General features: G+C 41.1%; 11 protein-coding genes. 3 read left to right on the forward strand and 8 right to left on the reverse strand.

Translation table 11 applies throughout. The features are described 5' to 3' along the window. Positions 1-7: 7 nt before the first annotated feature. The 3 genes from QWZ17_RS03085 to QWZ17_RS03095 all read right to left on the reverse strand — a co-directional run bounded on the left by QWZ17_RS03085 (position 8) and on the right by QWZ17_RS03095 (position 1,125). Entirely contained in the window at positions 8-157 is a 150-nt protein-coding gene (locus QWZ17_RS03085; protein ID WP_110585189.1) for a lmo0937 family membrane protein, read from the reverse strand. A gap of 105 nt (positions 158-262) precedes the next feature. Then, complete coding sequence (locus QWZ17_RS03090; protein ID WP_002996718.1) at positions 263-484, reverse strand: DUF2795 domain-containing protein; 222 nt, start codon at positions 482-484, stop codon at positions 263-265. Between the two features lie 92 nt (positions 485-576). Continuing rightward, positions 577-1,125 carry a cob(I)yrinic acid a,c-diamide adenosyltransferase gene (locus QWZ17_RS03095; protein ID WP_290303449.1) on the reverse strand — a complete coding sequence of 183 codons (549 nt, stop codon included), beginning with the start codon at positions 1,123-1,125 and terminating at the stop codon, positions 577-579. 184 nt (positions 1,126-1,309) lie between these two features. On the opposite strand from QWZ17_RS03095, the gene QWZ17_RS03100 reads away from it, so the two are divergent. Further along, positions 1,310-2,320, forward strand: coding sequence for a chitinase (locus QWZ17_RS03100; protein ID WP_290303450.1), 1,011 nt, complete (start codon positions 1,310-1,312; stop codon positions 2,318-2,320). Positions 2,321-2,393: 73 nt separating this feature from the next. Here the strand turns inward: QWZ17_RS03100 and QWZ17_RS03105 are convergent, their stop codons facing one another. Beyond that, positions 2,394-3,596, reverse strand: a complete 1,203-nt coding sequence (locus tag QWZ17_RS03105; RefSeq protein WP_290303451.1) for a sensor histidine kinase — start codon at positions 3,594-3,596, stop codon at positions 2,394-2,396. Between the two features lie 177 nt (positions 3,597-3,773). Between QWZ17_RS03105 and QWZ17_RS03110 the strand changes: the two genes are divergently transcribed. Beyond that, positions 3,774-4,781 carry a cyanophycinase gene (locus QWZ17_RS03110; RefSeq protein WP_290303452.1) on the forward strand — a complete coding sequence of 336 codons (1,008 nt, stop codon included), beginning with the start codon at positions 3,774-3,776 and terminating at the stop codon, positions 4,779-4,781. Between the two features lie 248 nt (positions 4,782-5,029). Here the strand turns inward: QWZ17_RS03110 and yidC are convergent, their stop codons facing one another. The 4 genes from yidC to QWZ17_RS03130 all read right to left on the reverse strand — a co-directional run bounded on the left by yidC (position 5,030) and on the right by QWZ17_RS03130 (position 11,344). Next, positions 5,030-6,853: a membrane protein insertase YidC gene (gene yidC / locus QWZ17_RS03115; protein WP_290303453.1), complete on the reverse strand. Its 1,824-nt coding sequence runs from the start codon at positions 6,851-6,853 to the stop codon at positions 5,030-5,032. Positions 6,854-6,874: 21 nt separating this feature from the next. Beyond that, the gene (gene pyrG / locus QWZ17_RS03120; RefSeq protein ID WP_290303454.1) at positions 6,875-8,485 is read right to left on the reverse strand and encodes a CTP synthase; all 1,611 of its coding nucleotides are present in this window, start codon (positions 8,483-8,485) and stop codon (positions 6,875-6,877) included. Positions 8,486-8,671: 186 nt separating this feature from the next. Then, positions 8,672-10,204, reverse strand: a complete 1,533-nt coding sequence (locus tag QWZ17_RS03125) for an ATP-binding protein (protein WP_290303455.1) — start codon at positions 10,202-10,204, stop codon at positions 8,672-8,674. 3 nt (positions 10,205-10,207) lie between these two features. Continuing rightward, positions 10,208-11,344, reverse strand: coding sequence for an FIST signal transduction protein (locus QWZ17_RS03130; protein ID WP_290303456.1), 1,137 nt, complete (start codon positions 11,342-11,344; stop codon positions 10,208-10,210). A gap of 436 nt (positions 11,345-11,780) precedes the next feature. Between QWZ17_RS03130 and QWZ17_RS03135 the strand changes: the two genes are divergently transcribed. Continuing rightward, the gene (locus QWZ17_RS03135; protein WP_290303457.1) at positions 11,781-14,816 is read left to right on the forward strand and encodes a glycosyltransferase family 117 protein; all 3,036 of its coding nucleotides are present in this window, start codon (positions 11,781-11,783) and stop codon (positions 14,814-14,816) included. The last annotated feature ends 64 nt before the right edge of the window (positions 14,817-14,880 follow it).

The following is a 14,880-nucleotide window of genomic DNA, read 5'->3' on the forward strand; positions in this document are numbered from 1 at the left end:
TTGCAGTTTACGCTCTTCGGATTACTCCTAATAGTACAGCTATAATAGCTATAACTAAAAGTATGTGAATTAAGCCTCCACCAAATGGGTGAATAAATGCTCCGAATAACCATCCTATTACCAGGATAACCGCGATGATGTACAATAAGCCTCTCATTGTTATATGTTTTTAAGTGATAAATGTGTTAAGCTTATTACTAAAATCATTCCAAAAAGTTAAGGCCAATAAAAAAGCCCTTTGTTAAGGGCTTTTTTATATTGATTAATACTCGTCTTCGTTAAAAAAGAAATCGTCTTTAGTTGGGTAATCCGGCCATATCTCTTCGATATTCTCATACGGTTCACCATCGTCTTCCAGTGCCTGCAGGTTTTCAATCACCTCCACAGGAGCTCCTGAACGAATAGCATAGTCAATTAATTCATCTTTTGTTGCGGGCCATGGCGCATCTTCAAGGTGAGATGCTAATTCAAGTGTCCAATACATGTTTCTCTATATTTTATAATTTATAAGTAAATTTACTTTTTCGCAAAAGTATAACATTTTGAAATGAAATATCAATATTTTTTTTCACAAAATCAAATCCTTGGTACCCACTGATTTTCAGGCACATTAGTTTCATTTGCAATTTTGCGGGCCAAAGTGAACAGGTAATCACTCAGCCTGTTCAGATAAATATTCACTTTTTCATCAACAGTACTTTCGCTGGCAAGCTGCACGGTGATCCGCTCGGCACGCCTGCAAATGCATCGTGCAATATGGCAAAACGAAATGGTATTACTACCACCAGGCAAAATAAAATGACGCAACTCCGGCAATTGCTGGCTTATGCTATCCATCTCCAACTCCAGCAATTCTACATCGGCCGTTTGCAGATCCGGCAAAATCATTTTAGCTTTTTCCGGGTCGGCCGCCAGCGAGGAGCCTATTGTAAACAATCTGTCCTGTATCTGCTTCAATATCTCTTTATCGTGTACAGTAATATTCTGATCACGGATAAGGCCGATGTACGAGTTTAACTCATCTACCGTGCCGTAACTTTCAATTCGCAAATGATATTTAGGCACACGCGTGCCGCCTATTAATGATGTTAACCCCTTATCCCCTGTTTTAGTATATATCTTCATGAATATTGTTAATTGAATATACCATTTTTACATTTAAACTAAGGCCGTAAAATAAAGCTTTACATTTCATATTTAAGGCCGATTTAGCATTTTAGTATAATTTTTGCTTATTGAGTGTTTTTAATAAATGATACCTTTAAACTTGCATTTATAACAACGTATAACACGCACCATCTATAACATTATGAAATCTATCATATTATCCTCCAAACTGCTATTCCTGTTCGCCTCAACTATGCTGGTATCTGCATTGAGTTGCGGCGGAAACACCACAGCAAATAAAACAGCAGATAGCGCTTCCGTTGCCAAACCCAAATCATCTGTAAGCAGTATTTTGAGCGAAAAGCAGTTTAATGACCTTTTCCCACAGCGTAATAAATTTTATACCTATGCCGCCTTTATTAAAGCAGCCGATGAACTGGGAGAAGTAAAAATAAAAATTACCCGCAGGGCGGTATCTGTTTACCAGTTTATCCGTACCGATAAAAGTGGCAAGGCAACCGTTGTACGGCAAGATGCCGACTGGAATGAAGGCTGGGCCAAGCAAAAGCCAGATAGCGCCTTCACCGTTAATTACGGCGAATTTTGCACAGCATTTAGTGCAGATGTTAACAAAAAAGAACTGGCCGCTTTTTTTGCGCAGATCTCGCACGAAACCCGCCATGGTATGAATGCCAGCTATACCGATGGCTTGATGCTCATCCACGAAACCAATACCGCAAACATCTATATTTCTGATAGCGACGAATACCCGGCCGTGAAGGGTAAAACCTATTATGGCCGTGGCCCGATGCAATTAAGCTACAACGGCAATTATGGCTATGCTTCCAATATCATTTTTGGCGATCCAAAAATCCTGCTTAATAAACCCGAATTAGTGGAAACCGATCCCGTTGTAGCGTTCAAAGCCGCCATCTATTTTTGGATGACCCCGGAAACCCACAAGCCATCGGCCCATGATGTAATGACCGGCAAATGGCAGCCTAACGCGGTTGACAAAGCACACGGTCGTACCACACCCGGTTTTGGTATGACTATCAACATTGTAAACGGCGACGTAGAATGCGGTAAGGGTGATAATGTAGAGCCAATGAACGACCGGATTGGCTTTTACCAGTTTTATCTTAAAAAATTGGGGATTACCGATGCTAATTGTGCTTGCTCTTGCGGAAAAATGGAGCCTTATAAATATTGAGATAACGCTTTTAAGAAGCAGCGAAAACTTACGAAGTTTTAAAAACTTCGTAAGTTTGTTATCAAAAAGCGACTTACCGTTTCAAAGTAAACGTAAAAGTAGTAAACTCATCAATAACCGAATTAACCGTTATAGTGCCTCCTAAAGCCTCCACAAGCCCTTTTACGGTACTTAAACCAATGCCAGAGCCATCTTTATCAAAACGATCTTTTGTTCCCAGTGTGGTCATGGGTTCAAAAATCTTTTTATAATTTCCGGGGGAAATTCCTATCCCATTATCGGTAACATTGAAAGTGTAAAACCAGTTATCGGCCGAGAAATCAATTTTGATTACTCCTTCTGCTTTGTTGTTATACCGGATGGCATTGTTAAGCAGATTGATCATAATCTGATCAAAGGCGATGATTGAGGTTGTTATTTTCATCGGCCGGGATGGCATATTAATGGTAAAAGCCGGCGGCACGTTAACCAATTTAATTACCTCGTGCAACAGTTGCAAAACCTCGGCCTCTTCCTTATTTTGCATCAGCACTTTGCTCGATTTGGAGTAGTCGAGCATTTTCTCCAACAGGGATATGAGCTTATGGGCCGATCCGTTGATAATATCCAGGAACTTGTTCCCTTTTTCATCCAGCTTATCTTTAAATCTATCCCGCAAAACCTGGCTGGTGAGCAAAATATTAGTTAATGGGTTACGAATATCATGCGCCGCCATTACCGCGAATTTCTCCAGGTATTCATTTGATTGCTCCAATTCGCGTTTGGTGGCATTTAACTCGGTTACTTTTTTCTTGAGTTCTAACTGAGCAACCACCTGGTTGGCTAAGGCTTTAAGCGCTATGATCTGGGTATTATTAAGTTCGCGCGCTTTATGATCTATAACGCACAACGTACCCAAAGCATAACCATCGGGGTTAATAAGCGGTACACCGGTATAAAAAATCACTTTAGGATTCCCGGTTACTAACGGGTTATCAGCAAAACGCTCATCGCTAAAAGCGTCCTTAACTATCATTACCTTATCGGGCTCAATAATAGCATGCGCGCAAAAAGCAAGTTCTTTAGGGGTTTCGGTTACTTCTAAACCTTTGTTTGATTTAAACCATTGCCTGTCGTTATCAATAAGGCTCACCAATGAAATTGGTGTTTGACAAATTTCTGATGCAATGAGTGTTATTTCGTCAAAGCCTTGCTCGGGCAACGTATCCAGAATCTGGTAGGAATTTAACGCCGCAAGGCGCCCACTTTCATTTTCCGGAATAGGCGGTTTTAACATTCGATATTATAAAAACTTAATAGCTTCTAAATTAGCAATTATAAATACGTAAATTTTATTTATAATTTAATTAATTTCAACTACGATAACTACCCAATTTTGGATTTGTTTGGTTCTGATTGCTTTTGTTTTAAGCTACCTTTATCTGCCATGAATCTACTTGCTATAACTTTGTCTATGCTCCTTGGGATCGCCTCGCCTGTTCAACATGCCGATACTGTAAAAACGATTAAGCATATTCCAGGTCGCCCCGCCTCTATAGGCATCATCGGCGATACAGTTAATGTAAATACTACGGTAAATGGTGGCATTGCGATGATTGGCGGTGGTAAAGATGTTGATGCCGCTTTTAAATGGATGATTAACCGTAGCGGCGGCGGCGATGTGGTGATAATCCGCGCATCGGGGACCGATGCTTACAATCCGTATATCAATCAGCTTGGCAAAGTAAATTCAGTTGAAACCCTGATGATCAACTCACGTGAGTTGGCTAATAATGACACTGTAGCCAATATTATCCGGAATGCCGAAATGCTATTTATTGCCGGTGGCGATCAATCTAATTACATGAAGTATTGGAAAGGTACGAAAACTCTTGAGGCCATCAATTACCTGCTCAATGTAAAGCATGCACCCATAGGCGGTACCAGCGCGGGTTGCGCTATTTTGAGTGGGTTTTATTATAGCGGCGAAGATGGTAGCATTACTGCCGATGAAGCGCTTAAAGATCCGTACAATAAATTAGTGAAGGTTTACAATAACGACTTTCTGCAAGCGCCATATCTGCATTCCGTAATTACCGATCAACATTACCTGACACGTAAAAGACAAGGCCGGCATGTAGCTTTTTTAAGCAGAATCACCAAAGACTGGCACCTGTTTGCCAAAGGTATCGCTGCCGACGAACGCACCGCCGTATGCATGGACCAAAACGGACAAGCCACGGTTATAGGAACAAGCAAAGTCTACTTTTTAATTACAGATCATAAAAAGAAACCAGAAATATGCGAACCAGGCAAATCCCTAACCTGGAACCGCAACCATAAAGCTATTAAAGTTTACGAAATACAAGGAACGCCCCAAGGCAACGGCCACTTTGATATAGCTGGCTTTGATATCAATAAAGCATCCGGAGGTAAATGGCTTTGGTGGTGGGTTGAAGACGGGGTGTTGAAAATGGAATGATTTATTGATGTGCAGAATTCAAATGTGCAGATTTCAGATTTCAAATGTGCAGATGTTGAAAAGGGATTCTGATAGCTTATACAAAAAAACAACAACGTAACGAAAGACTTCCGAAGTTTTAAAAACTTCGGAAGTCTGGGCGTGCTGTAAATGCAAAAAATCCCGGGAAGCTAACCTCCCGGGATTTAAAAGTCTTTTGCCTTTTAGTCCTTTGTCCTAAAGTCCCAAAGTCTAATAGTTCAAAAAATCTATTTCTTAGCTTGTTGCTGGGCTTTCATCATTTCTTCCATGCGAGCCTGGAAGCCTGATTTTTTCTTTTTAGGATCTTCTGGTTTCTTTTTGTTCTCCTGAATCTGGGCATGGATCTTTTTATCATCAACCATAAATTTAATCAGGTATTGCTGCGTAAAGGTTAACATGTTGGCCAGGAAGTAATAATAGTTCAAACCTGCTGGGTAGCTGTTAAGGGTGAAAAGGAAAATAAGCGGTGTAATGTAACCGATATATTTCATTTGACCTGTAGCGCCAGAAATCTGGTTATTGAAATATGTGTAAATCAAGGTTGATACCGTCATCAGCAAACACATTAAGCTGATATGATCAACACCCATAATAGGTGCGAATTTGATTACAGAATCGTAAGTTGAAAGGTCATGCATCCATAAAAAGCTTTGTCCGCGCAGTTCAAATAAACTTGGGAAAAACTTAAAGAACGCGATAACAATAGGCATCTGGATTAACAACGGTAAACATCCGCCCAGCGGATTTACACCTGCTTTTTTGTAAAGCTTCAAATACTCCTGCTGTAACAGCGTAGGGTTATCTTCACCTACTTTTGCTTTTATCTCGTCCATTTCCGGCTTCAATACGCGCATTTTAGCCATAGATAGGTATGACTTGTAGGTAAGCGGTGATAACACCAATTTAAGCGCAATAGTGAGGATCAGGATGATTAACCCGTAGTTCCAGTTAAATTGGTTAAGGAAGTTAAACAACGGTAATACCGCAAACTGGTTAATGTATTTTAATGGGCTAAAGCCTAAGTAAACCAATTTTTGAAGGTCATGACCCTGATCTTTTAACGTTGAATAACGGTTAGGGCTAAAATAAAACTCCAATGGTACGCTACCATCTGTAGAACGGGCCAAAGTAAGATCAGCCTTCATTTGTTTCACATCGGCAGTATCCGCTACATCTGTTACAACAGCAAAGTTTGATTTGCTGATGCCATTTTGAGCAACCAGCGTGCTTGAAAAGAAATGCTGTTTAAATGAAACCCAATTCATCTTTTTATCAGCAATCTCTTTCTGATCGTCTTTAGTTTCGGCCAACCAATCTACCGTATTTTCGGTATTGTAGTAGTAAACAGTAGAGTATTGGCGCTCCTGCTTCATATCCTTTTCCTGTTTGTGCAGGCTGGCTGCCCAGTTAAGGTTAAGGCTGCTGTTATTAGCTATAATGCCATCCAAACCTACAGGTTTAATGGTTAAGCCCAATTTAAAGCCGGTACCTTTTAAGCTGTATACATAATCGATATACTGCGTAGCGTTATAGCTTAAACGCAAAGTAATTGAAGCCGAATCTTTTTCGGCAACTTTTAAATCGCCTGCACTTGGTGTAAAGTAATATTCATCCGTATTGATATTTTTACCGGCCGCGTTAAAATTTAAACCAAAATGATCTTTATCGCCACTGAAAAGTATCAAAGGCTTTTTATCAAAGGTTTTAAAATTTTTAAGTTCAACAGAAGCTACTTTACCTCCTTTTGTACTTAGTTTAACTACCAACTCCTGGTTTTCAATGGTAACCAGTTTATCAACACCTACAGATGCCGCACCAAATGGCGTTTTTAAAGTTGCCGAATCGGCCACTGTTTTAACAGGTGCTTTAGTGGTATCAAATTTAGTGGCTGCCTGAGCGCCGGTTTTATTAAACAACCCCTTTTTTACCGAATCCTGGTGTTGTACCAGGCGTTCTTTTTTCAATTCGGCTTCACTCGGCTTTAAAAAATAAATTGAGCCGGCTATGATAGCCATAATCAGGAATAATCCTGTGAAAGTATTTTTATCCATTATATTGTATCGTACAATTACTTATTTCTTACGGGCATAAGCCAGTGAAGCGGCGACAAAGTTAATAAAAAGTGGGTGTGGATTAGCAACTGTTGATTTTAATTCGGGGTGAAATTGCGAACCCACAAAAAACGGGTGGTTTTTAAGCTCTACAATCTCAACCAAGCCGTTATCGGGGTTAATACCTGATGGCGTCATACCGGCAGCTTCGTACTGCTTAAAATATTCATTATTAAACTCATAACGGTGACGATGGCGTTCCGAAATATGAGTTTTTCCGTATATGGCGGCTGCTTTTGTTCCTTTTTTAATATCGCAGGGATAAGCACCTAAACGCATGGTACCGCCTTTGGCTGTAATGGTTTTTTGTTCTTCCATCATGCCGATAACCGGGTTTGGCGTTTCGGGGTTCATTTCGGTACTGTTGGCGTTTTCTAAACCTAAAACGTTGCGTCCAAATTCAACCACCGCGCATTGCATACCCAGGCAGATACCAAAAAACGGAATATTGTTTTCACGTACGTGACGAATGGCCTGAATTTTACCTTCAAACCCACGCTCGCCAAAACCAGGAGCCACTAAAACGCCATGCATACCTTTTAGTTTTTCAACAGCGTTTTCTGGAGTTAATGATTCTGATGGAATATATTCAACCCTCACTTTACATTCTTTGGCGGCTCCCGCGTGAATAAATGCTTCGGTGATAGATTTATAAGCATCCGGCAGCTCCACGTATTTACCAACAAGCGCAATGCGCACATCGGCTAAAGGGTTTTTTAAGCGGCCCAGGAAATCTTTCCAGTTATTTAATTCAGGCTCGGTTTTATGTGGTAATTTAAGTTTGGTAAGTACCGTTTTATCCAGCTGCTCTTTCAGCATCAGCAAAGGCACATCGTAAATGGTTGACGCGTCAATGGACTCAATAACCGCGTTGATATTTACGTTACAGAAAAGAGCTATTTTTTTACGGATATCAGGCGTTAAGTGGTGTTCGGTGCGGCAAACCAAAATATCCGGCTGAATACCATACTCTAATAACATTTTAACAGAGTGTTGCGTTGGTTTGGTTTTTAACTCGCCTGCCGCTGCCAGGAAAGGCACAAGGGTAAGATGAATTACCAATGAGTTACCAGAACCTATCTCCCACCTGAATTGACGCACAGCCTCAATATAAGGTAATGATTCAATATCACCTACGGTACCACCCAATTCGGTGATTACGATATCATAATCACCGCTTTCGCCTAAAATGCGGAAATTGTGTTTAATCTCATCGGTAATGTGTGGCACCACCTGTACGGTTTTGCCTAAAAAAGCACCTTCACGCTCTTTATTGATCACATTTTGGTAAATACGACCGGTAGTAATATTATTGGCTTTTGAAGTTGGCGTGTTTAAAAAACGCTCGTAATGACCCAAATCTAAGTCTGTTTCGGCACCATCTTCGGTAACGTAGCATTCACCGTGCTCATAAGGATTTAATGTTCCCGGATCGATGTTGATATAGGGATCAAACTTTTGAATGGTAACACGATATCCGCGCGATTGAAGTAGTTTGGCTAATGAGGCTGAGATAATACCTTTCCCTAAAGACGAGGTAACGCCACCCGTAACAAAAATATATTTAGTCATGATTTTTTTGAAAAATGGCACCAGTTTTAAGCCGGAACCAAATGTTTGTGTACGGGATACAAAAGTAAGAAAATTTTCAGGTTTTGCCTTACCTGTTTATAAAAAACGAAACGGGCAAAGCGCTTAAACAACTTTTAACCTGCTAACACTTTGATTTATTGGGCCATAAAAGCCAGGAGCTGTTTTTTACACACGCTCCTTTTGCCTGCTATACAAAGCTATTTTACGATGTAATTCATTAGGATTAAATGGCTTACTGATATAATCATTCATCCCTACGGTAAATGCCATATCCTGGATATCCAACATAGCCGAGGCTGTAAGAGCGATGATGGGTAAGTTTTTATACTTATCGCCAGGCAATTCCCTGATGGCGCTGGTGGTTTGATAACCATCCATTTCGGGCATTTGCAAATCCATCAGTATCATATCATAATCATGGGTTTTTACCAGCATCAGGGCAATTTCACCGTTTTCTGCAACATCGCACTCTACCTCCCACTGCTTCATGAATTGTTTGGCCAGTATTACGTTGATCTGGTTATCCTCGGCAATGAGCAACCTGGTGCCTTTTAAGCTTTTAAGAGCGTAAAACTCATCGCTATCTGATGTGCTGCTTAGCCGCTTCTTACTATTTTTAAAAGTAAGGTTGAAACTAAATACCGATCCTTTACCATATTCGCTTTTTAAATGAATATCACTGCCAAGTAATTGCAGTAATCGCTTGGTTATGGTTAAACCCAGGCCCGTGCCTCCATATTTGCGGGTAGTATCTGAGCTGGCCTGGCTAAAGCTTTCAAAAATGTGCTCAATTTTATCGGGCATAATACCTATACCGGTATCCGCAATTTCAAAATCAATAGCCGATGTATCCTCATTACTGTGAATCAGAGAGGCGGTTATGGTAACTTTGCCTTTATGGGTAAACTTTACCGCGTTGCTAATCAGATTTGTAAGGATTTGGCCTAACCGAACCGGATCGCCAATGAGAGCATTAGGCAAATCCTGATCCATCATTAATTTAATCTGTATATTTTTTTCGTTGGCTTTTTGGAGCAGGGAAAGGCGGATATTTTTTATCAGATCTGTTACACTAAAATCAACACTTTCAAATTCAACCTTACCAGCCTCTATCTTGCTAAAATCCAATATATCATTAATAAGTACCAGCAGATTTTCGGCAGAGAACTTTAAAAAGCCTAAAAACTCCTCTTGTTCGGGCTTTGGGTCCTGGTGAATAAGTAAATGTGTAAAGCCAATCACCGCGTTCATCGGCGTACGAATTTCATGACTCATAATAGAAAGGAACTGCGCCTTGGCCATTGCCGCTTTCTCGGCCAGTTCTTTTGAATGGATGAGAGCAACTTCGAGCTCCTTGGCTTTGGCTATGCGCTCCTGCAAAAAACTGATGATATGTATAAGATCGTCGTCGGACTCGGAAGCTTTGAGTTCCACATCCGGATCAAGCGATTTAATGGCCCGTTTCAGCTGTGAAATCGATTCCTGCTTAATCTCGTTTTGCTCTTGCAGGTTATTGGTTACTGAAAGGTATTCGCGTTCACTGATGTTAAAAGCGTGATCGGCCAGTTTAATCGATTTATCGAAATTATTAAAGCTATTATTTATGGAGTTTAAAAACTGCAAAATAGCATCGTCCTGCAAATACCGGGCAGGTAAAGTCTTTTTTATTTGTTTATCTAACAGGCGATGATATTCCATAACTTATTTTTCGGTAAAGGTGGTTATGGTCATGGTTTGGTTGTGCAGCTCACAATTTGAACCTTTGTTTAAAGGCGACAATTCGCCGTATGAATAGAAACCCGCTATTACGGTATCGTTACCAAAAATATCTTTAGCGGCCAATAATTCTTCGTCGGTACGTTCATTTAATACCAGTTTACGGCCAACACAACTTACCATAATAGCCAGTTCTGTTGATGCCAGGCTGCCGCTTGCGTCTGTAGCCGCTGTTGACGACGCTTTGATGAGCTTATCAAAATTGGCTTTCATTAAGCGCACGTTACTCCCTTCGGGCAGGTTACCGGCAAAGGTCATAGATTTTTCGTCCTCGTTTACGCTCAAAATTGTGCGCACCAGTTTTTTATCAGATCCCTGAATACTTAGCGATAAAGGAAACAACAAGGCCGAACCAGGCAGCTCTTTTACATATTCGCCAAGGTATTCTTTATATAAATCGAGCGCGCTTTTATGGTCAATTTCATAAAGCACATTTTTATCAGATTTAGTGATGGTACGTTGCGGACCAAATTCTTCCCAACCGCCGCTTGAGCCATGATTAATCATTAAGTCATCTCCATAAAAGCCGATGGCTATTACATTGCCCTGCGCCGGTACTTCGTTTAAGCTGGTGAATGTACTGTTAAATCTTGCCGCGTCGCCTGCCAAACCACCGGTAACCGGTACATTATCAGGATTATCACTATTAAAGCCTTCTACCAGATCACTCCCGTTGATGAATGTTCCATCAGAAATGATGAAAACACAATTCAAGCCTTTTTTGTCCAGCTGCGACATGAGGTACGCCCCCACTTCAAAACTTTTGGCGTATTTGTTTACATGAGTAGCGGTACAAGCTATGGTCGATTTTTCAAATTCAATTGCAGTAACTACAATGCTATCGTCATAAAAATCGCTATCTATGATCTCTCCGGATGTTGACGAAAACACAATATTTGCCGCCGGGTAAATACTTTTCAAATGTTCAAATATTGCAGGCCCGGTAATTAAAACCGGTGCACCAAAAGCCAAAACAAGCTGGCATTTCTGGGCATCAAATTCTGCATCAGCAAAACGCTCGGTCCATTTATTGTCAATAAAATGATGTTGTTTTATTCGCATAAATCTCAACGGTTTACAATACTGTATCTACCTGTAAATTAATAAATTAAAAAGAATAAAAACATCAATCAGCAGATAATTTGCAGAATTATTGCTGCTGTAAAACTTCTTAACTATTAATGATAATTACTTTTTCCTATAGTTTAAACTGGCTTTCTTTATCCAAGTGCATTACTCCCGTAATGGATTTTTCTACGAATACTTTTCATTTTGGTTACAATATAGCAGACTGCCTTTCAAGGCGTTCTGTTCATTTTGTTCACAATCATTTATGATCAACTTCAGAATCAAACACATTCATTACATACTCACAATCAATAAGTTAAAATGTGTTAAAAGTTGTTAAGTGATGTTAATGTTTATCGCCCTTTTAAAATTAAGGCCGAAATTGTGGTCATCAATTCACATATGATAAAACATTTACACCTTATTCATTATGCAGTACAAAAAAATCAATAACCTGCTGGGCTGGCTCTGCCTCGGTATTGCCTTTAGCACGTATGTTTTAACTTTAGAGCCATCTGTTAGTTTTTGGGATTGCGGCGAATTTATTTCCTGTGCATACCGTTTGCAGGTATCGCACCAGCCAGGCTACCCTATGTTTGCCATGCTGGGTAAGGTATTCTCACTGCTATCATTTGGTAACAATACCAAAGTGCCTTATTTTACCAATTTGGGTTCGGCCCTGGCAAGCGGTGCTACTATTATGTTTTTATTTTGGACGATAACCGCGCTGGCAAAAAAACTATTGACTGCCAAGGGCGATGAAGCGACATCATCACAAACTATATTGATTATGGGCGCTGGTTTAGTTGGCGCCCTGGCTTTTGCTTACACCGATACGTTTTGGTTTTCGGCGGTAGAAACCATTGTATTTGCCTTATCCTCGCTATGTACCGCTATAGTTTTCTGGGCCATTTTAAAATGGGATAACCACGCCGATGAACGTGGTGCCGACAAATGGATTGTGCTGATAGCCTACATTATGGGTTTATCTATAGGCATCCACCTGTTAAACCTGCTTACTATACCGGCGGTGGCTTTGGTGTACTACCTGCGCAGGTACAAAAACCCAACATTAAAAGGCGGTATCATCGCTTTTTTTATCAGCATTGGTATCCTTGGCCTTGTTCAATACGGTATCAGGGAATACACCATTAAAATAGCGGCTTATTTTGACCTGTTTTTTGTGAATACGCTTGGCCTCGGCTTTTGGAGCGGGGGGATATTTTTCTTCGCGCTTATCATTGCCATATTAGCCGCAGGTATTGCGTACAGCATAAGGTATAAAAAGCCGGTTTTAAACCTGGCTTTGTTGTGTATTACGTTTATTTACTTTGGGTACAGTTCGTTCGCGTATATCCCTATCCGGGCAACGGCTAATACCGATCTGAATAACTCGCACCCCGATAACGCTTTTACGCTTAACAGCTATCTTAACCGTATTCAATACGGCGAAAACCCTTTGCTGTACGGGCCTTATTTTGATGCCAAGGTTACCGATCAAACCGAGGGCGCCAATATTTATGTTAAAGGCAAAAACCAATATGAAGTGGCCGGCAAAAAGCTGAACAACACTTACGATCATAACACCATTATGCCCCGAATGCACAGCACCGAGGGCGACCCGGAATATGCTCAAAATGTACAATTTTACAAGCAGTGGCTGCAACTGCCCGATGGCCAAAGCCCTACCTTTGCCGATAACATGAAATGGATGCTGAGCTGGCAAATGTATCAGATGTACTGGCGCTATTTTATGTGGAACTTTGTTGGCAGGTACAACGACGCCGACGGACAGCAAAACACCCAGAGCATTGATGGCAACTGGACTTCGGGGATTTTCGACGGAACCAAACATCTGCCTAAATCTGTGACCCTGTCTGACACTTATACCCCACTTTATGCCTTACCGTTCGTTATCGGTTTGTTTGGGATGGTGTACCATTTTAGTCGTAAAAAAGGTGATGCAACGGTGATAGCCCTGCTCTGGTTCTTTACGGGGTTGGCCATAGTGCTGTACGTTAACCAGGTTAACCTGCAACCCCGCGAACGTGATTACTCCTACGTGGGCTCCTTTTACGCCTTTGCCATTTGGATCGGCCTTGGCGTGCTGGCTATTAATGATTTTATAAGCCGAAAAGCAAACGCCCGTGGTGCGGCACTGGCATCAATAGCACTTTGTTTATTGGCTGCGCCCGTGTTGCTGGCCAAACAGGAATGGGGCGGTCACGACCGGTCGACCAAAATGACGCCGCATGATATGGCTTACAATTTCCTGATCTCCTGCCCTAAAAACGCCATTTTGTTTACCAATGGCGATAACGATACCTACTCGTTATGGTATAACCAGGAAGTTGAAGGCGTACGCCCCGATGTACGGATAGTTTGCAGTAGCCTGTTTAGCGGCGATTGGTATATCCATCAAATGCAGCACACCATGAATCAATCAGCACCACTGCCTATTACCATGCCTTTTGATAAATACAAACAAGGCACAAGGGATGTAATTGCCTACAATGATGCCAAACTGCCCGGTTCGGTTGAAGCCAAAGAGGTTTTTGATTTTATAACATCGGATGATAGTCGTGCCAAAGTGCAGTACCAAAGCGGCGAAACCATGAACTATTTGCCCACCAAAAACTTTAAGGTAACAGTTAACCCCGATGAGCTGGTAAAAAATGGCGTAGTAACTGCCGCCCAAAAAGACAAATTAACTAATAGTATGGAGTGGAAATACCCAGCCAACTATATGTTTAAGGATAACCTGGCCATGCTGGATATTATGGCGCATAATGATTGGAAACGCCCGATTTGTTTTACCATTGGCGTGCCACCAAGCGGCATGCATGGCTTGCAGCCCTATTTGTACAAAGAAGGCTTTGTTTACCACCTTATCCCTTTTAAAGCCGATACCAGCGTTAAAAATGACCAGCTAAGCAAGGTGAACAGCCTGGTGATGTACGGCAACGTGATGAACAAATTTAAATTCGGCAATTTTAAACATGCCAAGTATTTGGATAATGTTTCAAAAACGGAGTTTTACCCTTTTATTGAAAGCACTTTTCACGATTTGGCTATGGGGCTGATTAAGGATGGGCGAAACGATCTCGCGCTAAACGCCATCCATAAATTTGATAACGTGATGCCAGATATCAACCCGGATATTGATACGGCGCACCGGAAATTATTGCTGGCCCAGGTTGCCTATAAACTTAACGATAAGGAGCTGGCCAACCGCTATGTAAAAGGCATTGGTAATTACCTTACAGATCAGCTGGATTATAATTATCATTTGTTACAGGATAACCCGGCCGCTATTGATTCAAACACGGTGCAATTTCAGCTATATGTGTTAAATGGCCTTGCCCAAACCACCAAAGCATACCAGGAAACAGCTTTGAGCAAACAATATCAATCGCAGCTGGATGATTATGGGAATAAGTTCGCGGTTTTGCTGAACAGGGAGTAGAAAGATGCTGTGAATTTGGACGTTTCAGACTTACGAAGTTTTAAAAACTTCGTAAGTCTTTTAT

Origin of the sequence: Mucilaginibacter flavus (assembly GCF_030409315.1) — a bacterium.
Taxonomy (GTDB): Bacteria; Bacteroidota; Bacteroidia; order Sphingobacteriales; family Sphingobacteriaceae; genus Mucilaginibacter; species Mucilaginibacter flavus.